We start from the raw sequence: 21,554 nt of genomic DNA on the forward strand, positions 1-21,554 counted from the left end.
TGCCTCCTTGTTTGGCTGGTCTGTCTCATTGCCTGACAGGTGCTAAACTTACTTGCCAAGCAGCTTATCCGACTTGGCCGCGGCTTCGTCCAGCGCCTGCTGCGGCGTCGTCTTCGGATCGATAATCGCCTTCTGGATCGCATCGCGGACGATCTTGGCGACTTCCGGATATCCGTTCTCCATCGGGCGCGGTCTGGCGTATTTCAGCTGGTCCACGGCGACTTTATACTGCGGATACTGAGTAAAATGCTCCTTGAGCTCCTCGCTTTCCACCGCCGACGTGCGGGTCGGCAGGTATCCGACATGCTTATGCTGGTAAATCGTGTTTTCCTGGGAGGTCATCCATTTCATAAATTCCCATGCCGCCGCCTTCTCCTCGGCGCTGCTCTTCGACGTCATGACGAGCTGGCATCCGCCTGTCGGCACGCCGTAATCCTTGTTGGCCGGCATGAAGGCCGTCTCCAGCTCAAAGCCGTTGCCCTTGGCGATTTCCAAGCTTTGCGCCACGCCGGCGGTCGAGGCGAACTTAAACGCGGAAATTTGGTTCGCCCAATCCTTGTCCGCCGTATCCCCGGCTTCGTCGCCGACCGGCATTTTGATCAGGCCTTCGTTCACCAGCCGCTTCCAGAAGTCCACCGGCGCCACGCCGGCCGCGTCGTTAAACGTTGCCTTTTTGCCGTCCTCGCTCAGCATCGTGCCGCCGCTTTGGGCCACCAAAGCTTCGTAGAACCAAATATCGACCGGCACGGTCATGCCGAGCTTGCCTTTCTCCTTGAGCACTTTGGAGTACTGCTCAAACTCATCCCACGTTTTGGGCCCGGATGGATCCAGACCGGCATCCTTCAGCATCGTCACGTTCTTGTACATAATCGGAGTACTGCGCATAAAAGGCAGCCCGTACAGCTTGTCGTCCACGTAGGCGTTCCCCATCAGTCCGGGGATAAAATCGTCCAGCTTCAGCTGGTCCTTGTCCTTCTCGGCGTATGAGGTCAGGTCTTCAAGCATGCCGGAATGGGCGAACACGCCCGTCGAGGCGATTTCCAGATCCGTGACCGCCGGGGCATCCCCAGCGGCAAAAGCCGCCTGAACCTTCGCATGAAGATCATCGTAATTCCCCTGATGCTCGGCGACCACCTCGATCTTGTCTTGAGACTCATTAAACGTTTGGACCATATGCTGCTTGGCTTCCTCGATCTTGTCGCCGAAGGCGTACCAGTATTTAATGACGATTTTTTTATCCGGCTTGGCCGCTGCCGCCTCCGCAGTCTCGCCGCCGGCCGCCTTCTCGGCTCCGCCGCCGCATCCGGCCAGCATGCCCGTCATTACCGCGGACAGCGTAAGGAGTGCGATCTTTTTCTTGAACATCGATTGATTCCTCCACCCTTGAATTTGGTTTATGTTTGCTGTACAACGACGGCTGCAGCCAAAAAATAAAGAAACCCGAATACCGCCGAGTAGGAACGCTGGCTTAGCGCTCTCGGCAGATCAGGTTTCTCCATAACTCCAACCGTTCTATTTACTTGTCGATTTCATCATAAAGGACAACTATTAACGCGGTTTATGCGGAATATTAACGGGACATCAAATGATCTTTCTTCTCCACAGCTCGGGACGTGACGCGGAAATGGCGGTCGCCCCCTGGTCCAAGCACTCCTGCGCATGGCTGTGTTCATACAGCAAGCCACCGGTGATGATCGGGACTTCCGTAAAGCTCTTCACCCTGCGGATCATGTCCGGGATGCGGGCTGGCATCAGCTCGATGATGTCCGGCTCGGCCTGGGACAGGCTCTTCGCGATGTTCTCCAGTCCTTCGCTGTCGACGAGAAAGAAACGCTGCACTGTGAGCAGCCCCATTTTTTTTGCGGTTCTGATGACGCTGGTTTTGGTCGAGATGATGCCGACCGGGCGGATGCTCTTGGCCAAATAGTCCAGGCCGTAATGGTCCGTGCTGAGCCCGCCGATTTTTTCCAAATGCATGAACACCGGCAGACCGTGCTCCCGGAATACGTTCACATAGCCTTTGGCGACGCCGATATGGCCCATCAGCAGGAAGATGCCGCTCAGCTCATCCCGGTGCTTTAAGGCGATTTCAATGTGGCGGGGGTCTTTGATGGAGGCAATCCGTTTATGCTTGGCGAGACCTTTGAAAAAATGCTCCCGGGTCATAACGTCATTCATGCGTGTACAGCCTCCCTTTCACGAAGGTCGTGATTACACTATATTCAGATTTGCGGCGCAATCGGCAGCGGAACGAGGAGAGCCCGGTCGTCCTCCATCCCTCTGGCATCCGGATTCGGGCTAAAATGCTTCATATGCCGGTGCAGCAGCGCCATGTGATCCGGCAGCGTCGGGTCCATCACTTCGACCGGTGTGATGCGGATCGCGTCCTCCGCGATATCGACGATCCGGAAGCCCGGCTGATCCAGGCAGGCCGACAGCTGCACGAACGACCAGTCCTGCCGGTGCGCGATCGAGTCCATATGCGTATGGCCGTTAAAATAGATGCCGATACCCTGCTTTTGGTTCAAAATGCTCCACATGTCGATGATGGGATGAATCGAGCCCTTGTCTTTCTCCGAGCCCGCCGTCGTGTTGTATACGGGATGATGGCCGAAAACGAGCAGCGGCTTGTCGCCCGACAGTCCGACCTGCTCCTCAAGCCAGCCGAGCTGCTCGGGGTCGAGCCAGCCGCCCCAGTCCTTAAAATCCATTTCCTTGGCCGTGTCGAGAAACACGAGCATCGCTTGGTCCGTGTCGATGGCATGGTACCTCTCCTGGCCCGTAATCTCCAGCACCTCGGCTCTGCGCTGCGCATACAAGTCATGATTGCCCAGCACGTGAATGAACGTCTTGTCCTGGCGGCGAAGCAGATCGTACACTTCGCGAAGCTCGGAGGCCGTGCCGAAGTTGGTGAGATCCCCCAGCGAAATATACAGGTCCGCTTCCTGCTCCAAAAACTGCTCCAGCACCGTTTGATAGAATGCACGCCGTGCTTCCTTCAGCCCCGTCACCGACTCGTCGATTTCGTGGTAATGCAAATCACCCAGCAGCGCCAATCTCATCATTTCTCTCCTCCCGGCTTGTTCGAATTGGATTTTTCCTCCTTCATCTTATCGATGGATTGTTTCCGATCCGTTAATTGGGAAGGTAGTTTATGTAAAATTACGGTTAATCGATTCGGACGGTGCCCGAATTGAGGTGAGCCTCGTCCTGAGTCACCCGCCGAATGATGTTTCCGCTCTGGTCGTAGCCCGTAATTTCGAACTTCATGCCCTGTGACGCATCTAAAAACACATAAAACAACTTGAAGTTTTGCTCGACGGGAACGATCTGCGCCTGCTTTTCATAGCCGGTGGAATCCTTGACCACGATACGGCTGATATCGGGATGCAGGGCGATGACGCAATACAATGGAAAAGGAGTGCTTCCGACGTCCGTGCCTTCCGTCCCCGGAAAGTACTCCGCGTGGAAGCTTTCCTTGCGGGCTTTGGCATCGGAGAGTCCGGGATGATAGTTGGAAGCTGAAAACATTCCGCCCCATACATATTTCCATCCATTGGCGTTTTTCCTAATGTAATCTGCAACCATGGTTGTGCTACCGCTCTGTGATTTTCTTAGAAAAAAAGCCACTTCCCCATCAGCAACCGGATGTTCATGGATCATATAAGACACGAATCCTTTTCCGTTGATCTTCTCAATCGCCTCCACCACCGTCGGGCTTCCTTCCGCTCCCTTGTCTTGAAGGCCGAATAACTTCCCCTCAAAAGCGTAAATAACGACCAGGATGACCGCAGCCAGCACCAGCAGCATAATCAGCCTGTTAGCCCATTGTTTGACCATGAATTCCCTCCTTTCAAACATCCGTCCGCATACACGGCGGCGCCCAGCATTCCGGCCCTGTCCCCAAGCTCGGCCTGCACAATGCGGCAGACACCGGCGGACAGCTGCAGCGCATGGCGGGCTACCCCCTCGCGCACCGGGCGCAAGAGCCGCTCCCCGGCCGCGGCCATCCCTCCGCCTACAATGATCATTTCGGGATTCAGCAGATTGATGGCGTTCGCTAGTCCGTACCCGAGCAGTTCTCCCGTCTCGTGCATCACTTCAATAGCGAGCGCATCCTGCCGGTCATAGGCGTCCGAAATGAGCCGCGCCGTGATTTGCGAGGAATCGTTGCCCGTCCATTCCTGAATGACGCTCGTCCGTCCTTCCGCCAGCTTGTCCGCCAACGTTCGGACCATACCCACCGCGGACACGTAGCGGCCGAGGCAGCCCGAGCTGCCGCAGCGGCACGGCCGCCCTTCCCTGTACATGTTCATGTGGCCGATCTCGCCTGCGCTCGAAGACGTGCCGTAGACCACCTTCCCCTGAACAATAATTCCCGAACCCAGTCCGGTTCCCAGGGTAATGAGCATCAGGTTCCCGCAGCCCCTGCCCGCGCCAAACCGCCACTCTCCGTACATGTTGACGCGCACATCATTATCGATGAAAACCGGAAAAGCGAATTCCTCCCGCATCCGGTCTACAACGTGGATATTTTCCCATTCCGGAAAGTTGGGAGACAGAATCGACAGCCCTTCCCGCGGATCCAGGAGCCCCGGAATGCCCATCCCCATGCAGCTTACGTCCATCGGCCCGATACCCGCTTCCTTCATCAGTTCATGAACGATCCGCTTCATCCGGTTGAGTACATGCTCCGGTCCCTTGTCCGCTTCGGTAGCGTCCATTCTTTTCGCGGCGATCCTCCAACCGGCATCCGCGTCAAATACCGCCGATTTGATCCGGGTTCCGCCGAGGTCCATGCCAATGACAAATTTGCTCATGCCTTCCTTTTCCTCCTCCGGAAATCCTTGGCTGCTGACATAAACCTATCATAAACGACTTCGGTCCGGATATGAATGGATGTGCGGCATTCTTTTCCAGATTTCTCCTCAGCCGGTTTCCTGCAAATGGCATTGAACGCGGCGGTTCTTAATCTATCAGCATCTTGCAGGCAGCAGCATTCACAGGCATTAAATCGTAATCTTTACGTATAGATAGATTGGGGGAAAAATTTTCGCTTGGTACAGGCCGTATCCCTGAGCCTGCTCTATATTCGACAACGAGGATAAAGGAGATGAATCGCGTATGAAAACGCCAGTCATCATATTAAGCGGATTTTTGGGAAGCGGGAAAACGACGCTGCTGCTGTCCCTGCTCAAGGAGTGCTCGGCCAGGGGGCTGACCCCCGGCATCCTGATGAACGAGCTGGGCAAACGGGATGTGGACGGAACGATTCTGGAGGAGCAAGCAGGGGTTCAGGTGCAGAAGCTGCTCGACGGATGCGTCTGCTGCAGCCGGAAAAACGAGCTGCCGCAGGGGCTATCCACCCTGCTGGAGCGGTCGCCCGACGTCATCGTCATCGAGCTCACCGGCGTCGCCGATCCCGAAGAAATCCGCCGTACCCTTCAGGAGCCGGGGCTTGCCGGCCGGGTACGGCACCATTACACGGTGACGATGCTCGACGCGGAGAATGTGCTGGAGTTCAACAGCCGCTTCTCCGCCGACAAAGAGCTGGTCCGCACGCTGCGCAGGCAGATCGAAAGTGCCGATCTGGTCGCGGTCAACAAGCAGGACCTGGCCGCCCCCGGCACGATCGGCAAAATTGAAAGTATGATCCGCAAGCATAATCCAGGGGCTGCGATCGTATACACAGAATATAGCCGGATCGACCTGTCCAGCCTGCTGGACGGGGTTGACCGCCGCCGCGCATCCACGGCCGCTGCCGGCCTGGCTGGTGCACAGTCCACAGCGCAGGAGGCGCTGAGCAGCCGCGCGCAGCACAGGTTCGGTGGAGCTGTTGACCCAGCCGCTTCGCATGCTCACCACCCTGCCCATAACGGTCACGGTGCGGGATCTACGGCCACTGCCTATGCGCATGACGGGCATGACGGCCACAGCGGACATGAACATCATGACGAGGCGGCCTCTTTTTCCAAAGTCAACACCGTTACGCTGACCTTTCCCCCGGCAGAACATAGCCAGGCTTCCCTGTCCAGGGATCAGCTGGAGGCGTTCTTCCGTGAATGCGGAGACGCGCTTCTTCGCGCCAAGGGGCATGTGGCGCTCACCCGCCATGAGCCGGTCCAGCTCGTCCAGTATGCCGGGACGCACACCTTCTGGGAAACCTCCCGTTACCCCGGCGCACCGTATCTCGTTATGATCGGCCTGAATTTGAACGAGGCGCGGCTGAAGGAGCGCTGGTCCGAACTGTTTCGATAACTCTCCATCATTCTGTGGAAGGAGCTGATCCGCAATGACCACCCTCTCCCCTTTTAAAATCGTCCCGCTGCTTCTTCCCGCCGCCTTTCTGATCATCCTGCTCGTCCTGTGGCTGCCAGAGCGCATCGAGCTGCTGGATAACGTCTATATGGACACGTTCAAAACCAGCTTTGTCGGCATTCTGCTGGAGGCGCTGCCGTTCGTGCTGGCCGGGGCGCTGCTCTCATCGCTGCTGCAGGTGTTTGTGCCGGACGAGGTCCTGTCGCGTTGGATTCCGAAGAAGCCGGTCCCGGCGATCCTGTTCGCCTGTCTCCTCGGCGTGATCTTCCCGGTGTGCGAGTGCGGCATGATCCCGCTCGTCCGCCGGCTCATCCATAAGGGTATGCCGGTATATGTCGCGATCGTGTTCATTTTATCCGGACCGATCATCAATCCGGTCGTCTACGGTGCCACCTTCATGGCATTCCGCAGCCATCCGGATCTCGCATACGCCCGGATGGGACTGGCATTCGCCGTCGCTTTCCTGATCGGACTCATCGTCTATGTCACGGTAAAAAAATCGCCGGTGAGATGGTCGATGGAGCGGGAAACCGGCGGGAATGCTCATCTCCATGCCGCCCGGGGCGGACGGCTGGCGTCGGTATTCGTCCATACGTCGGACGAGTTTTTCGACATGGGCAAATATTTGATCATCGGCTGCCTGCTGACGTCGGCCATTCAGACGTTTATGGTCCGGGAGAGCCTCTCTGCCATCGGCGGCCATCCGCTGGGCTCGTATTTGTTCATGATGGGACTCGCCTTTGCGCTCTCTCTTTGCTCCACGTCGGACGCTTTTGTCGCTTCCACCTTCCTGCATACCTTCCCCGCCGGTTCGCTGATCGCGTTCATGGTCCTGGGCCCGATGCTGGATTTCAAAAACGCCATGATGCTGATGGCACTGTTCAAAACCAAGTTTGCCCTCTATCTGTTTTTCCTGATCGCAGCCTGCGTCTTTGTCGGTTCTGTTCTGATTTCGGCCTGGTTGTAAAGTCTTTGCGTGAGAAACCATCCCTAATCCGACTGGAGGTAGAGCCAAGTGAACGACTCCCGCAGCATCCGGCTGCATTACCTGTTCCGGGCGGCCGTTCTGGCGGCGTTCGCCCTCTATATTTTGCACCTGATGCAGCAGGACGCACTGCATTATTACGTCGCGCCGGCCCTGGCGAGATGGATCCGGCTGTGCCCGGTTCCGCTGGGCCTGATGGCGCTCAGCCTGGTGATCCAGGCGCTGCTCGGACGCAGCCAGGTGCTGTGCAACTGCGATCACCGCCTGCCCGCCGGCTTCCTGAAAAGCACCGGCCTGTACGGCCTGTTCATGCTCCCGCTGCTGCTTGGGTTCCTCCTGCCGGATAAGGCCCTCGGCAGCATTGCCGCCGCCAAGAAGGGCATCTCCCTCTCCTATTCGGCGATGGAGCCGGAGAAGGCCGTCCCCAGCGCGTCCACCGTGCCGCAGAAGTCAATTACCGGTACTGCCACAGAGCCGAAAAAGGCCGTCACCTTCGAAACCTCCGATCCGTATGCCAAGGAATTCGCCGAGCTGGCCAAGCTGCTGTACGCCCAGCCCGTCATCCCGGTCTACCCGGCGATTTACTCCGAGACGTTCGGGGCGATCGAAATGTTCAAGGAACAGTTTGCGGGCAAGGAAATCGCCGTATCCGGCTTCGTCTACCGCGACCAGACCGGCGGGACTAGCGGCCCTTTTGCGGTCAGCCGCTTTCTGGTGCAGTGCTGCACGGCGGACGCCACCCCTTTCGGCATTATGGTCGACCCGCAGCACAAGCTGACCCTGCCGGCCGATTCCTGGGTCAAGGTGCAGGGCAAACTGAAGATTGTGCCCCAAGGGGGCAAGGACCTGATCGAGATCGAAGCTTCGCAGATCACGCCGATCGCCCAGCCCCAGACCCCCTACATCTATACAAGTGCCGACTCGGTGGCCGCCTGGAAAGAGCTGCAGAAGGACGCCTCCAAGGCAAAATAGCCGGAAATGACCGGCCCAAAAACCAAGAAGACCCCGGAACGGTGCCGGGGTCTTCTTGGTTTGGAGTTTGCATAGGAATATCTATTTCTGTGGTCCATGCTTCTTGCGGGTACTTCCGGCCTGCGTTCAGCGAAGCTTCGCAACCTCGTCACGCCAGCGGTGCTGCGGCTGCCAGCCGAGCAGGCGCTTCGCCTTCTCGTTGCTGAGCAAGGTCTCATGCCCCTCCAGCGGCGCGCGGATATCCGTCACGCCGGGATACCTGGCGGCCAGCAGTTCGCGGCTCGGAACCGCCATGCTGGAGTCGTCGGCGGCCACGTTGAGGGCCACCGCACCGAGCCCGTCCGCCTCGACGGCCAGCCGGATGGCCGCCGCGGCGTCGCGGGTGTCGATGTAGCTCCACAGAATACGGTCCCGTTCTTCGGGCTTGTCGATAAACGAGGGAAAACGCTCATACCATTCCGGAGGGATGACATTCCCGAGGCGAATGGAGACGACCTGCATGCCGGAACGCCGGTGGAACATGTCGGCGGTCATTTCGTTGACGACCTTGGACAGTCCGTAGCTGTCCTCGGGCAGCTGCGGATGCGCCTCGTCCACGGGCACGTATTGCGGGCTTAAGGGACTGACTGCAAATACGATGCCGTAGGACGATTCGCTGGACGCGATCACTGCTTTGCGGATTCCAAGACCTGCAGCGGCCTCCAGCACGTTGTACGTCGACATGACGTTGTTCCGGAAGGTGACTTCCGGCGTGCGGATATGCGCCGCCGGGATCGCCGCCAAATGAACGACGGCATCAGCCCCGGCCAGCGCACTGTAGGTTTCTCCCAAATCCTCAAGATTCGCAATCAGCGTAGGGCAGAGGTTCTCGTCGGGACGCCGGAAGTCCACGTTCAGCACCTCATACCCCTGCTCGATAAAATGACGCACGACCCACTGTCCAAGCATGCCGCTTCCGCCTGTAATGACGACTTTGGCCACAGGTAACGCCTCCTCTTCGCTTCGATTCAAACCTGGCCGAACCCTTGGCCGGTCCGATTATTTCAGAATGTCTTCGATCCGTTCCTGCACGTCTTCGCTCAGGACGATGCCAGAAGCCTTGGCATTCTCCGTCACCTGCTCCGGACGGCTTGCGCCGACCAGCGCGCTGGCCACGTTATCTTTGCGCAGAATCCACGCAAGGGCCAGGTTGCCGACGGAAATGCCGAGCTCTTTGGCGACGCCTTCAAGCTGCTGCACTTTGGCGATCTTTTCTTCGGTGATGCCTTTGCGCATCCAATCGAGCTTCGCCGCGCGGCTGTCCTGCGGAATGTCGGAAGCCGACGTATATTTGCCTGTCAGCAGGCCTTGAGCCAGCGGGGAGAACACCACTTGTCCGATTCCTACGCGTTCGCTGAGCGGCATGACTTCCTTCTCGATGTAGCGCTCGAACATGTTGTAGATCGGCTGGTTGACCACGATGCGGTCCAGCAAATAACGGTCGGCCACGCCGATCGCTTCGGCGATCTGCGATGCCTGCCATTCGCTCACGCCGACGTACAGCACTTTGCCCTGGCGAACCAGGTCGTCGATCGCGCGCAGCGTCTCTTCCAAAGGCGTCTCCGGATCATGGCGGTGACAGTAGAAAATGTCCACATAGTCATGTCCGAGCCGCTTCAGGCTGGCATTCGCCTGCTCCGTAATATGCTTGCGCGACAAACCGCGGTCATTTGGGCCTTCGCCCATCGGCCAGAACGCCTTGGTCGCCAGCACGTAGGATTCGCGCGGGTACGCTTTCAGCGCTTTGCCGACGAGCTCTTCCGCCGCGCCTTTTTCATATACATTGGCCGTATCGAAAAAGTTGATGCCCAAATCGTACGCCGTTTTGATCGAATTCACCGCATTTTCGCGCTCTACGTAACCGCCATATGTAAGCCAGCTGCCCAAGCTGATTTCGCTGACTTTAAGCCCGCTTCTTCCCAGTCTCCGGTATTTCATTCCATCTACCTCCTTGTTGTCCTCTTACCCTTTTCATTCTATAAAAGTTCATATATGATTTAAAGAAGTGAAATGTTTTTCACTTAATTATATCAAGGGTAGATACTATATAGAGTATAGTTATATACATATAAGGAGGAGAGTCTATGGAAACAGTCAAAAAAGCGAGCAGTTACATTCCGAAAAACCCGACACATATCGAATGCAACATTGAGAAAACACTGGATGTGCTGGGCGGAAAATGGGCCTTTCTCGTCATCCGCGAGCTGTTTTGCGGTACTCTTCGCTTTGGTGAACTGCAGCGCCGTATCCCCAGCGTAAGCCCCCGCGCCCTGACCAGTACGCTGCGCCATTTAGAGGAGCAGGGCGTGCTGGAAAGGGAAGTATTTCCAACCGTACCGGTGACGGTGGAGTACTCGCTCACGCCTAAAGGACAGGACCTGCATGTCATCTGCCACGAAATGAAGCTGTGGGCGGCCCGCTGGACTTAAGTAGCTCGCAGAATCGGTAATGTCATCATGAAAAAAGCTCAGGCACTTAAGCCTGGGCTTTTTGGTATTCCCGTAATATCGCATACATGAAGCAGGCCTTGCGGACGAAGCCGATCGCGCCAAACGCCGACAGCAGCGCCAGCCCAATCACAATGCTCGGCATCAGCAGGAAAATCTGCTCCCATTTCAGCACTCTCCCGCCGCCAACGAATGTCAGGATCTGCGGCAGGCTGATGAATAACGCCAGCGGGATCAAGGTGACGAGCATCCGCAGCGAAGTCAGCCAAACACGGCGCTGCCGGGCCTTTTGTTCCCACCGCTTCCAGCGGAAAAAGAATCCCCGCACCCACAGCAGGACGGTCAGCAGCGTCAGCAGCGCGATCCCCGCTTCGATCATGCCTACGGAAATCGCTGACTTTGGCGGCTCTTCCCCGTTCAAAATGTCGGCGATGCCTGAAGCAAAGGCTCCATAGTTAACCAGTGCATTCAAACCGCTGCCAAACAAGATGACGATCCCGTAGCCGCTCTCCGGCATCAGCAGCTGATCCGCCTGATACGTCCACAAAATGCCGTTATGGCTCACCCTGGCACCATCCACCGTCCATCCCATACCGTAACGGCTGTCCACGCCGGCGGGAACCTTACGCATCGCCGCGATGCCGTCTGGGCTGAGCAGGCGTGCGCTCTCGTAAGTCCCCCCGCCCAGCTGCAGCATCAGCCACCGCGCCATATCGTTTGCGGTCGAGACGTTACCCGCCGCTCCCTCTATGAACCAATCCGGTTCTTTGATAGCGATCGGTTGGCCATAGAGCAGCATGTGGCCCGGTTCTTTAAAGGAACCGGTCAACGCGGCGTCTGTCGTACGGTCCATGTGCAGCGGAGCAAAGATATGCTTTTGCAAGTAGTCCGGAAAAGGCTCCTTGCTCACCGTCTCCACGATCAGCGCGAGCAGCTGATAATTGGTGTTATGGTAATGAAACGCCGTTCCAGGGTCACTGGCGAGCTTGACCTTTTTCAACCGGGCGATCGATTCGCCGAGTGAAGCGGGCTGCGCGGAAAAAGCCATTTCCGGAAACACGGTATCGGCCAGACCGCTCGTCTGGTTCAGCAGCTGCCGCACCGTGATCTCCTTCCCCCTAGGATCGTCCATCCGAAAGGTCGGGAGAAGGTCTGCCGCCTTGTCCTCCAGCCGGATTTTTCCCGCTTCAACCAGCTGCATAACGGCCAGCGCCGTGACCGACTTGCTCAGGGAAGCGACCGGAAGCGGCGTGTCCGGCGTGACGGAGGCTCCGCTTCCGGTTTGCCCGTACCCTTTTGAATATACGACTTCGCCATCGTGGACAATCGCGACAGACAATCCGGGAATCCGGTTCTGCTGCATGCGCGTCTCGATGAACCGGTCGATCCGATCCTCTCGGCCTGCCTCAAGCTTGGGAGCTGCTGCCGCGAAGCTGGTGTACACTACTGAGAAGATGGCAGACAGGAGCAGCACGAGTATCATTTTTCGGGATATGGAAGCCACGGACCTCCGGTATTGTTTATACTCCATCATGAATTGAATTCCTCCTCTTGTATCGTAAGCCCAGTATAGGAGCGAAAACGAAAGAGAAGCTAAAGACAATCCTTAAGAAAGAGTTAAGTTAAACACGAAGATGCTTCGCGCCTGAACACCCACAAAAAAGAGGAGCAAGCGCAAAGCTTGATCCTCTTTTGATCTATCCACGCGAACGCAGGATAGGTTACCCGTTATTCGCGGCATAATCCGCATTCGCTTGTTCCAGCATGGTTTTCCAATCCTTAAAGTCTGTCTGCCGGGACACATGCCGATCCAGCAGCTCATCCGGAATTTTATTCATATCTTCATGGGTTTCCGCTTGAAAATTACCCTCTTCCAAAAAATCCTGGAAGCTGGCAAACGACGAATACTTACGCATAAACGAGCCGTTTAAAAGCTTGTCGAGGGCAACGCGGCCGGAATCTTCCTGCGCCGACTTTTGGCCTTTTAATTCCATCAGCAGATCGTCAAAGGACATGGACTTATTTTTTCTCAGAAGATCACTCCTAAATTGAATTTGTGCTCAGTATAACATATCAGGTTTCATTCTATCTCATACCTTTAAAAATCGGGCGTTTTCCAACCCATCGATTCGGGTCAGGTTGACTAAATATTCCCAGCATGTTATGTTGTTTTTGAACTGACCAGTCAGATCACTCCCGTCCAACCGACGAATGAGAAGGAAAGGACCGATACACCACCGTGAGCAAAGAAAAGATTCTGCACGCAGCCACCCGCGTCTTCTCCGAATACGGCTACCACCGGGCCAGCATGGATGAGATCGCCCAGCGGGCTCAGGTCGCCAAAGGCACCTTGTACTACAACTTTCCGGGAAAGTCGCAGCTGTTCAAAGCCGTGGTGAAAGCCGGATTCGAGGACATCATGGAGCGGACGAAAACCGACCTTAGCTCCGCGCTTCCGATCAAAGAGCAGATTCTTCGGGTTCTCCGCCACCATCTGGACTTGTTCCTGGATGCCCGCCATTTTGCCCATATCGTATTCAACGAAATTTCCAACGGCATCGAGCCCGATGTGCTGGATGAGCTGAAGCAGCTCCGCCGCGAGCATTTAAGCTTTTTGGCCGGCATTCTTAGAGAGGCCCAATGCGAGGGCGGTGTGATGCGCGATGTCGACGCGGACTTGGCTGCAGCAAGTACGATCGGCATGCTGGAAAGCACGTGCAACTATTATTTGAGCCACCAGGATGAGTACAGCCGCGAGGACTTAGAAAGCTTCGTATTCACGGTCGTCGCCGAAGGTCTGTTTAAGTCGCTTGATTAAGCAGGACCTTTTTTGCCCGCATCAAACTGACCAGTCAGTTCAAAACATTGCAGAGTGTTAAACAGTAGACCTTGTTAGGAAGCGGAGAGACCGAGACACAGAACTTATGCGCCCCAAATTCAGGTTTTCTATCATCTAAAAAAGAAAGCGACGGTGTTGCTTCATGGAATGGAATGCGAATGGACTGCTGCCTTTGGAATGGTATAAAAAGATGCGCCGGGACTCCCCCGTGGTCCTGTCGAGCGACGGACAAATCTGGGACGTGTTCGGGTATGACGATGTAAAGACGGTGTTTACGAATCACGACATTTTTTCCTCGTCGGCCTTTCCCAATTCCGAGGACCCGCTCGAGCACAGCATTCTGCGGCAGGATCCGCCCAAGCACCGACAGCTGCGCCGGCTGGTGACCCAGGCGTTCACGCCGCGCGTCATCGAGTCGCTGGCTCCCAAAATTCAGTCGATCACAACCTCGCTGCTGGACGAAGCGGAGAAAAAGGGGCGGATGGACGCTATCGCTGATTTTGCCAGTCCGCTGCCGATCGTCGTCATTGCCGAGATGCTGGGCGTGTCGCTGGAGCACCGCGAACAGTTCAAAGCCTGGTCCGACGCCTTGGTGGGAGACAGCGGCGAAGCTTTCTATCAATGCCAGCGCGAGATGAGCGAATACTTCTCCGAAATTGCCGAAGACCGCAGACGCCATCCGCAGGACGACCTGGTCACCAAGCTGGTGGAGGCACGCATCGATAATGAGCATTTGACGGACCTCGAGATCATCGGCTTCTGCATCCTGCTGCTCGTAGCCGGCAACGAAACGACGACCAACCTGATTGCCTCGGCGATGCTCGGCTTCGACAGCCTGCCGGACGTCCGCGCGCAGCTGCTTGCCGACCGCAGCCTCATTCCGGGCGCGGTGGAGGAAGTGTTCCGCTATTTCTCGCCGGTGCAGCTGATGTTCCGCCGTGTGAAGCAGGATACGATCCTTGGCGGGCAAGAGATGAAGGAAGGACAATTCGTCCATATCTGGATGGCGTCGGCCAACCATGACGACCATGTGTTCGAGCGGCCGGAGGAATTTAATATCCACCGCAATCCGAATCCGCATCTCGGGCTGGGCAGCGGCATCCATTACTGCCTGGGGTCCCAGCTCGCCCGCCTCGAATCCAAAATCGCAATCGAAACGCTGCTGGACCGTTTTCCCGAATACCGCCGCGACCGTTCCGCTGAGCTTGTGCGGATGGACAGCACGATGATGTTCGCACTGAAAGAGCTGCCGATTATTTTGACATAGATACTATGGGCTATCATATATAGAAAAATCCTGCATCCCTGGAGGGGGTGCAGGATTTTTTCCGGTTGATGCAAAGGACTCGAGGATCGGGAATTCGCAGCTCTCTTTTGAAGCTCTGCTGCCCTTCGGCGCGGGAGCTTCCGTCAGTCTCTCCTGCCGTAATGCATTTGTCCGGAATTCAATCGGCCTGTCGCTCAGCTGCCTGGTTCCGGGTTCTATATCACAGCTTCCCTTTCGTCCAGCCTACCTCCAAATGCCATGTATACGTTCCGCCGCCCTCCACGACGGCTGCAGCTTTCTGCTTCATGGCATGCGCCAAGTCGTCCAGGAAGCCTGTGGCCGGCTCCAATGCCAGATGATACTGCCCCTGGTAGCCGCCGTAATTCGCCCATACCGACAAATAAGGCACCTTCTCCTTCGGAAACGTAAAGGTGATCCCTTCCTGCTTGACCGGATCATAGACGGAAGCCGCCCCTTCCGGCAGCTCATCCGTAAAATAAAACTTCTCGGCCGTCCGCTCCTCGCGGCGGCCCGTGCGGTCCAGGCGGCATTCCGGGCGGTTAGGGAAGGGCCGCGGCCACGCCCGCAGATCCCCCCTCATCCCAAGCCTGTCACGTTCCGAATAGGAGACGGCAATCTCCCGAAGTTCGCCCGGAACGATGATCTCCATCCCTTCCTCGATGTGCAGCAGCGGATGGGCCGCCCAGAGGAACGCAAACGGGAACGGGCTGAGGTTGGTCACCTGATAGTCGATCCGGAGCCGGTCCTCTGCGGCAAAAGAATACGTCTTCCCGAGCCGGTACGGCATCCTCACGCCGTGCACGCTGCACGAAAGGCGATCATCCTCTTGTCCCTCGGCCTTCCAGGGAATGGACCAGACCTCACCGTGATCCGGAAGCTCGGTCCCCTTCCAGGGATGCTCCGGATACCGGCATACGTTGATAGTCGGGAACATTTCGTCCCATCCGCTTCCGTCGCTGTCCGCGAAGGAGCTGGCATAGCCCCGGTTCCCCAGCGGTCCACCTGCCGGCGCGAGCCATTCCCGGCCGGTCAGACGGTTGCGGAGGGAGACCATTTTGCTGCCGAGCTCCGGCAGCAGGGTGACCTCCATGGCGGAGGTCCTTCCCGTCCAGGCGTTAAGGCCGTTGATTTGGTGCGTTGTCCAGCTCATCTTCCGCTCCCTTCCCTCGGTCTGAGACGTCATATTCCCGTCCGGCATAATTCAAGATGCTGCGTGGCCCCCTGATGATGCGGCTCCAGCGCCAGCGCCTGCCGGAAATGCTCCTCGGCTTCCCGAATTCGGCCCAGTCCCAGCTGGCCCAGTCCCATCATGTAATGGCAGTGAATTTCGTTGCGCTTGTGCAGATCGTCCTCAAACACAAGGAAGTCGGGAAGCGACACGGCGAAATAATCGATTTGCGGCCGGTCGAACAGATGCTTTTCCCCGTAGTCGACCAGCTTGTTGAAGCGGCTCCGTGCTTCCGCTTCCCGTCCCAGCCTGCGCAGCGCCGCGCCCTGATAGAAAATCATGTGCGGCGGCTGGTCGTTGTAGTACATCGCGCTGGCCGGCTCCTCCAGCCCTTGCGATGCCTGCAGCAGCGCATTTCGCGCTTCTTCCTGGCGGCCGAGCAGTCCGTACGCGGCGCCGAGGTAATAGTCGATGTTGTTCTCCTGGGCGCCTTCCAGCTTGCCCTCACCGATGTTCAGCGGGTACTGCTTGGCAAGCAGCAGCTGCTCGGCGGCCTCCTCCGCCCGGCCTTCGTTCAGCAGCCTTTTGGCGATTTCCACGCGGGCGGTCACGTATTGTGCCGGTACTTTGCCTTCCCCGCCTTCCCATGGATGGAAGTTGCGGGCGAGAATAAGGCTGAGCGCCTCCTCATGGCGGTTCAATGTATTATGCAGCGTTAAGTATTCGAGGTACAGGTCATCCCGAATCTCCACCAGCTCGCGGTGTGTTTCCAGCGCCTGCAGCCGGGACTCCGGCGAGCGGCCGGTCTTTTTGTACAGCTGGTCCAGCTCGTAAAAGACGTGCGCGTCCGCCGGGTTCAGCCGAAACGCCGTCTCCAGCGCGGCTTGCGCGTCGTCCGGGCGGTTCAGCTTGTTGTAATAGGCGAGCGCCAGATTGCGGTACGGCGTGGCAAAGCTGCCGTCCAGCGCCACCGATGCTTCCCAGCACGCAGCCGCCTCGGCATGGCGCTTCTTGTCATAGAGCAGGTTGCCCAAGTAGTACCTTGCCTTGGCATCTCCCGGATGCAGCGCCGCCGCTTCTTTGAGCACGGCGTAATCGTGGAGCGTGTTCGGGAAGCAGTACGCCGGATCCGCCGCAGCGGCCAGCTCATCATAAACGGCAGCCTGCTCATCCTGTCCGTTCTTCCGGCTCCAGCTCGCCTGGTAATAACGGACCATCGGATAGGCGTCCGGCTTGCCCGGTTCTGCGATACGTCCCAGGACCTCAAGCGCGTCCGCGTACTGGCCGGCTTCGGCGTAATCCTGAGCCAAGGCGATGTAATTGTGCGCATCGCCGCGCATAAGGCCCGCCAGGCCGTCCAGCGCCTCCAGCGCTTCAACCGCCCGGCCGGTTTCGCGGTATACGGCGATCAGCTCGTTACGGGCCGCGAATTCCACCGGGTCGATGCGGATCGTCTCCCGCACGAGCGTCTCGGCCTCTGCGGCGCGGCCCAGCCTCCGCAGGATGACGCTTTTGAGATGACGGGCCTTGTAATGGCGGTACTGGACGTTCAGGGAACGGTCCACCAGCTCGAGCGCCTCGTCATACTGACCCTGCCCGCAGGCGATCTGCGCTAGGGCAAAATATCCCGCCGCCTGCCATGCTCCCGTCCATACGCTCTTGTAGAAGGCGGCGTATGCCTCTTCGAGCCGTCCCTGCCATCTAAGCGCCTGGCCGAGGTGATAGAACGGCTCGCTGTCGTACGGTCTAGCGTTATGGCGCGTCAGCGTCTCGATCGCTTTGCGGAAATACACTTCGCTGTCCTCAAAGCATCCCCTCCGCAGCAGCAGCAGTCCGTAAGCGTTGTTCAGCCGGATGTCGCCCGGGTCCCGCTTCAAGCCTTCCAAATAATATGCTTCCGGTTCACGGGTCGCGTGCCGGTACTGCTCCAAGTGCAGCCCTGCCAGGTACAGCGCTTCGGCGCTTGGCAGCTGCTCGGGCGCCTCAATGGCTTTGGCCGGATCGGGAACCTGCTCGATCTTTTTCGGCATCGGCCGGTAGGATACCAGCTCCCTTCCATCCGCGTCCAGCACGATGACCCGCAGCTCTTCTTCCCGGGCTTCGGCGCCGATGTTCACCTCCGCCTGGAACACGTCGCTTGGCGACAGCTTCACGACTTTGTCCAGAACGATTTGTCCGGCGCTCTTCAGCAGCACGCGCGCTTGTTCGAACACGGAAGTGGCGTAGACCTGGACTGTCGCCTGCCCGTCCGCCGTCTCCAGATTCACGGCCGCGTCGATGGAGGCGTTTTTCACCAGACCGATCTTTTTATATGGCATAAAATACTGCTTGAAGCTCTTCTCCTCGTACGGCGCGAGCCAGCTGAAGTCCGGCTGGTTGTCGGTGTAGACGCCGGTCATGAGCTCGATGTACGGACCGTCCTCGTCCGTCAGATTGCGGTCCCATGCCTGGCCGAACTCCCCGTGACCCCAGGTCCACTGCTTTTTCCCTGGCGAGATATGCCTGTTCGCGACATGGAGCAGCCCTGCGCCGACGCCGTGGTCGTAACCGCCGACGAAATTAAAGTCCGAGTGATAGGCCATGTAGGAGGTAGGCACGGGAATGTTGCTGTATTTGGAAATGTCCACACCGGCGGAGTAGTCCATTTTATAATACGTGCCCGTGGCGATCGGGAACTTGGAGACGTCCCGCTTGCCGTGATCAAACACCGCATGCACATCCGGCGGAAACACAGACTGCGTGTGGTCGTTGACCGCGACCGCCGGGTTGGCCCACCACAGAAACGTCTGCGGCGCCGCTGTCCGGTTGTACAGCTGGGCTTGAATTTCGAGGTAAGCCTTGCCGGGATACAGAGTAAAACCGGTCGTCACCTTGGTGCCGTACATGCGGTCGATTTCCCCGACCCATACCGTTGTGCTCCCGTCCGGATTGCGTTCGATCGTATGCTCCACTTCGCCAAACGTGTTCGGGCGGTGATGCTGGGGCCAGTTGAACTCGATCCCCCCGGAAATCCACGGTCCGGCCAGGCCCACCAGCGCCGGCTTGATCACCTGGTTATGGTAGACAAAATCGTACCCGTTCGTCTTGTCGACCGCCCGGTAAATCCGTCCGCCGATCTCCGGCATGACCTGGATTTGCACGTACTCGTTTTCCAGGAAAACGATACGGTACGATTTCGAAACCTTTTCGTCGTCAATTTTATCGATGACCGGCAGCGGGTAGACCCGTCCCGAGCTTCCTTGATACACGCGCTTCTCCAAAAACATCGGGTTCGGATCGGGCTTGCCTGCCTCGTAAGTCGGGATTTCCACCCGCTCCTCCCATACCTTGACCTCTTCAGGCGCTTTGGCCATGCTGACTCATCCTTTCTTTCGCTTGGACGCTTTGATATTGGCAATCGTGATATCTGCATTCGGGAACCTTTTAGACTCTGCCCTCATCTTAAAAGAAAGCGGCCCCGCCCTCCATTCACGATCTCATGGGAATGATGGATTATCTTATGATTTTATGAAGTTAATAAGGAGTGTTAGGACGGAGGTTTCCGTTGACAAAGAACACGGACCAAATCATAGTAAACACTATGGAAAAGATACGAAAACCCGACGGATTCAAATCCGAGAAACTCATTGTCCTGCCGGATCATATTCTGATGGAATCGTCTTCGCATCCGCTGGTTCGTCCCCTTTACGTGACCGATACCGGCTACTTTCCGCGTGCGCTGCATCATTACCGGGAGCGGCCCGAAGGCAGCGAAGCGGTCATCGTCATATTTTGCATGGAAGGAGAAGGCTGGTACCGCTTGGGAAACGACCGGGTACAGCCGGTCGGCCAAGGCCAGGCCATCGTGATTCCCGCCCAAACTCCTCACGCCTATGGCTCGTCGGAGAAGCATCCGTGGAGCATTTACTGGTGGCATTTCAAGGGGGAGCAGACGGAGGCGTTTTTTGAGGGATTTGGTCCGGGACCCGGTCCAGGGCACGAGCCAGGAAACGTGCCTGAGGCCGAGGAAGCCAGTACGGATGTTTGCGAGTGTGATAAATGGAATATCGGTGCGATTGCTGGCACAGCAGAAGGTCTTTCTGATGATAAGACCGCCCTAGGCGTCGGTGCACCGGGAGCCCCGGACGGAGGGAACCTGACAGAACCGCCTTCCCGTCCGGCTAAAACCGCCGCCGTCTCCCTTCCCGTCACCCTGCCTCCGGACAAAGCGCGCCAACTGGCGGAGCTGTTCCATGAAGGATATGCGCTGCTGGAGCAGGGCTATACGCTGAACCATATCATTTATGTATCGCAGCTGGCGCATCACCTTGCGGCGATGTTGAGGCTGTGCCGGCTGCAGCCGCAGGACGGGATTTTCCGCAACAGCCAGCACGATATTACGCAAACGGTGCGGTATATGATGGACCGCTTGGAGGGGACCGTCACGCTGAAGCAGCTCGCGGCCCAGGCACGCGTGTCGGTTCCGCACTTTACCCAGCGCTTCAAGGAGGCGACCGGCTATTCGCCGATCGACTACTACCTGCGGCTAAAAATCCAGCTGGCCTGCAGGCATCTGGACCTCACCGAGCAAAGTGTGAAGGAAATCAGCCACCGGCTCGGATTTCAGGACCCCTATTACTTCTCGCGCCTGTTCAAAAAAATTATGGGCAAGTCGCCCTCGGAGTACCGGGGGACGCGGAAGGGGTAAATTTTTAGGGTCTCGTCTGGTGAGATTACCGGGATCGAATTAGACCAGCCCTTGAAGCAATATGGTACGATGAACTTATTACTAACCGCGAAAGAAAGGAGCACCCCGCCCTTGAAAAAGATTCTCCTGGTCGAAGACGATATTGAAATCAATCAACTCGTTTCAAAATACCTGGGAAAAGAAGGCTTTGATATCCATTCAGCCTATGATGGAAAGGAAGCGCTGACCCATATCCAGAACCATGAATACCAGCTGGTTATTTTGGATCTGATGCTCCCGCTAATCGAGGGCCAGGAGGTCTTGCGTCAAATTCGGGCGAAGGGAACCGTTCCCGTCATTATTTTGTCGGCCAAAGACAGTGAAATCGATAAAATATGGGGATTAGAACTCGGAGCGGATGATTACATGACCAAACCGTTCACCATCGGCGAGCTTGTTGCCAGGGTCAAAGCTCAGCTGCGCCGTTACATGGATTTTCAGCGAGATGCCGCGGGAGCCGAAACCGGAGTCATCAGGCATGGAGAATTGGAACTGAATATACACACCTTTGAAGTCACCGTCGCCGGACGGAAGAAATCTTTAACGGCAAAGGAATTTGCCATATTGAAGCTATTTTTAACCCACCCCACCCGCGTTTACACGAAATCGCAAATATTCGAAAGCGTTTGGCAGGAAGAAAGTATATCCGACGATAACACCGTCATGGTTCACATCAACAGGCTGCGGGCGAAGATCGAGAAGGACCCGTCAAACCCCGTGTTTATTCAAACGGTATGGGGATTTGGGTACAAGCTCGGCGAGGAGGGATAAG

At 57.1% G+C, this 21,554-nt stretch carries 19 protein-coding genes; 8 read left to right on the forward strand and 11 right to left on the reverse strand.

The genetic code is table 11. The features are described 5' to 3' along the window. Nucleotides 1–48 precede the first annotated feature (48 nt). The 5 genes from FHS19_RS28050 to FHS19_RS28070 all read right to left on the reverse strand — a co-directional run bounded on the left by FHS19_RS28050 (nucleotide 49) and on the right by FHS19_RS28070 (nucleotide 4,820). On the reverse strand, nucleotides 49–1,365 hold the full coding sequence (locus FHS19_RS28050; protein WP_183585375.1) for an ABC transporter substrate-binding protein: 1,317 nt from the start codon (nucleotides 1,363–1,365) through the stop codon (nucleotides 49–51). Nucleotides 1,366–1,581: 216 nt separating this feature from the next. After that, on the reverse strand, nucleotides 1,582–2,178 hold the full coding sequence (locus tag FHS19_RS28055; RefSeq protein ID WP_246426871.1) for a glycerol-3-phosphate responsive antiterminator: 597 nt from the start codon (nucleotides 2,176–2,178) through the stop codon (nucleotides 1,582–1,584). A 44-nt stretch (nucleotides 2,179–2,222) separates the two neighbouring features. After that, nucleotides 2,223–3,065 (reverse strand): metallophosphoesterase family protein, encoded by an 843-nt coding sequence (locus tag FHS19_RS28060; RefSeq protein ID WP_246426872.1) that lies wholly within the window; start codon nucleotides 3,063–3,065, stop codon nucleotides 2,223–2,225. Nucleotides 3,066–3,168: 103 nt separating this feature from the next. Beyond that, nucleotides 3,169–3,840 (reverse strand): hypothetical protein, encoded by a 672-nt coding sequence (locus tag FHS19_RS28065; protein ID WP_183585377.1) that lies wholly within the window; start codon nucleotides 3,838–3,840, stop codon nucleotides 3,169–3,171. Then, the gene (locus FHS19_RS28070) at nucleotides 3,813–4,820 is read right to left on the reverse strand and encodes an ROK family protein (protein ID WP_183585379.1); all 1,008 of its coding nucleotides are present in this window, start codon (nucleotides 4,818–4,820) and stop codon (nucleotides 3,813–3,815) included. The genes FHS19_RS28065 and FHS19_RS28070 overlap by 28 nt, the downstream gene beginning before the upstream one ends. 304 nt (nucleotides 4,821–5,124) lie before the next feature. Here FHS19_RS28070 and FHS19_RS28075 point away from each other — a divergent pair, with 304 nt between their 5' ends. Genes FHS19_RS28075 through FHS19_RS28085 form a run of 3 tightly spaced genes read left to right on the forward strand, consistent with a single transcriptional unit; the run spans nucleotide 5,125 to nucleotide 8,275 of the window. Beyond that, complete coding sequence (locus FHS19_RS28075; protein ID WP_183585381.1) at nucleotides 5,125–6,258, forward strand: CobW family GTP-binding protein; 1,134 nt, start codon at nucleotides 5,125–5,127, stop codon at nucleotides 6,256–6,258. A gap of 34 nt (nucleotides 6,259–6,292) precedes the next feature. After that, nucleotides 6,293–7,285 carry a permease gene (locus tag FHS19_RS28080; protein ID WP_183585383.1) on the forward strand — a complete coding sequence of 331 codons (993 nt, stop codon included), beginning with the start codon at nucleotides 6,293–6,295 and terminating at the stop codon, nucleotides 7,283–7,285. 48 nt (nucleotides 7,286–7,333) lie between these two features. After that, nucleotides 7,334–8,275, forward strand: coding sequence for a TIGR03943 family putative permease subunit (locus FHS19_RS28085; protein WP_183585385.1), 942 nt, complete (start codon nucleotides 7,334–7,336; stop codon nucleotides 8,273–8,275). Nucleotides 8,276–8,401: 126 nt separating this feature from the next. On the opposite strand, the gene FHS19_RS28090 is transcribed toward FHS19_RS28085, so the two are convergent. After that, nucleotides 8,402–9,256: an NAD-dependent epimerase/dehydratase family protein gene (locus tag FHS19_RS28090; protein ID WP_183585393.1), complete on the reverse strand. Its 855-nt coding sequence runs from the start codon at nucleotides 9,254–9,256 to the stop codon at nucleotides 8,402–8,404. A 57-nt stretch (nucleotides 9,257–9,313) separates the two neighbouring features. Further along, a complete protein-coding gene (locus tag FHS19_RS28095; protein ID WP_089548652.1) occupies nucleotides 9,314–10,252 on the reverse strand; it encodes an aldo/keto reductase family protein in 939 nt (312 codons plus the stop codon). A 146-nt stretch (nucleotides 10,253–10,398) separates the two neighbouring features. Here FHS19_RS28095 and FHS19_RS28100 point away from each other — a divergent pair, with 146 nt between their 5' ends. Beyond that, the gene (locus FHS19_RS28100) at nucleotides 10,399–10,743 is read left to right on the forward strand and encodes a winged helix-turn-helix transcriptional regulator (protein ID WP_076175611.1); all 345 of its coding nucleotides are present in this window, start codon (nucleotides 10,399–10,401) and stop codon (nucleotides 10,741–10,743) included. Between the two features lie 46 nt (nucleotides 10,744–10,789). Here FHS19_RS28100 and FHS19_RS28105 read toward each other — a convergent pair whose 3' ends face one another. Both FHS19_RS28105 and FHS19_RS28110 read right to left on the reverse strand, forming a co-directional pair. Further along, the gene (locus tag FHS19_RS28105) at nucleotides 10,790–12,295 is read right to left on the reverse strand and encodes a serine hydrolase domain-containing protein (protein ID WP_183585395.1); all 1,506 of its coding nucleotides are present in this window, start codon (nucleotides 12,293–12,295) and stop codon (nucleotides 10,790–10,792) included. 187 nt (nucleotides 12,296–12,482) lie between these two features. Next, nucleotides 12,483–12,776: a hypothetical protein gene (locus FHS19_RS28110; protein WP_183585397.1), complete on the reverse strand. Its 294-nt coding sequence runs from the start codon at nucleotides 12,774–12,776 to the stop codon at nucleotides 12,483–12,485. 224 nt (nucleotides 12,777–13,000) lie between these two features. Here FHS19_RS28110 and FHS19_RS28115 point away from each other — a divergent pair, with 224 nt between their 5' ends. Together FHS19_RS28115 and FHS19_RS28120 are read left to right on the forward strand one after the other, a co-directional pair. Further along, nucleotides 13,001–13,579, forward strand: a complete 579-nt coding sequence (locus FHS19_RS28115; RefSeq protein WP_183585399.1) for a TetR/AcrR family transcriptional regulator — start codon at nucleotides 13,001–13,003, stop codon at nucleotides 13,577–13,579. A gap of 163 nt (nucleotides 13,580–13,742) precedes the next feature. After that, complete coding sequence (locus tag FHS19_RS28120) at nucleotides 13,743–14,867, forward strand: cytochrome P450 (RefSeq protein WP_183585401.1); 1,125 nt, start codon at nucleotides 13,743–13,745, stop codon at nucleotides 14,865–14,867. 220 nt (nucleotides 14,868–15,087) lie between these two features. Here the strand turns inward: FHS19_RS28120 and FHS19_RS28125 are convergent, their stop codons facing one another. Then, nucleotides 15,088–16,038, reverse strand: a complete 951-nt coding sequence (locus FHS19_RS28125) for an aldose epimerase family protein (protein ID WP_183585403.1) — start codon at nucleotides 16,036–16,038, stop codon at nucleotides 15,088–15,090. Between the two features lie 29 nt (nucleotides 16,039–16,067). Continuing rightward, nucleotides 16,068–19,409: a DUF5107 domain-containing protein gene (locus tag FHS19_RS28130; protein ID WP_183585405.1), complete on the reverse strand. Its 3,342-nt coding sequence runs from the start codon at nucleotides 19,407–19,409 to the stop codon at nucleotides 16,068–16,070. Nucleotides 19,410–19,600: 191 nt separating this feature from the next. On the opposite strand from FHS19_RS28130, the gene FHS19_RS35100 reads away from it, so the two are divergent. Both FHS19_RS35100 and FHS19_RS28145 read left to right on the forward strand, forming a co-directional pair. Beyond that, complete coding sequence (locus FHS19_RS35100; protein ID WP_246426873.1) at nucleotides 19,601–20,743, forward strand: AraC family transcriptional regulator; 1,143 nt, start codon at nucleotides 19,601–19,603, stop codon at nucleotides 20,741–20,743. A gap of 111 nt (nucleotides 20,744–20,854) precedes the next feature. Continuing rightward, nucleotides 20,855–21,553 carry a response regulator transcription factor gene (locus FHS19_RS28145; protein WP_246426874.1) on the forward strand — a complete coding sequence of 233 codons (699 nt, stop codon included), beginning with the start codon at nucleotides 20,855–20,857 and terminating at the stop codon, nucleotides 21,551–21,553. Nucleotide 21,554: the final 1 nt, after the last annotated feature.

Source organism: Paenibacillus rhizosphaerae (assembly GCF_014192015.1).
Lineage (GTDB): Bacteria > Bacillota > Bacilli > Paenibacillales > Paenibacillaceae > Paenibacillus_AQ > Paenibacillus_AQ rhizosphaerae.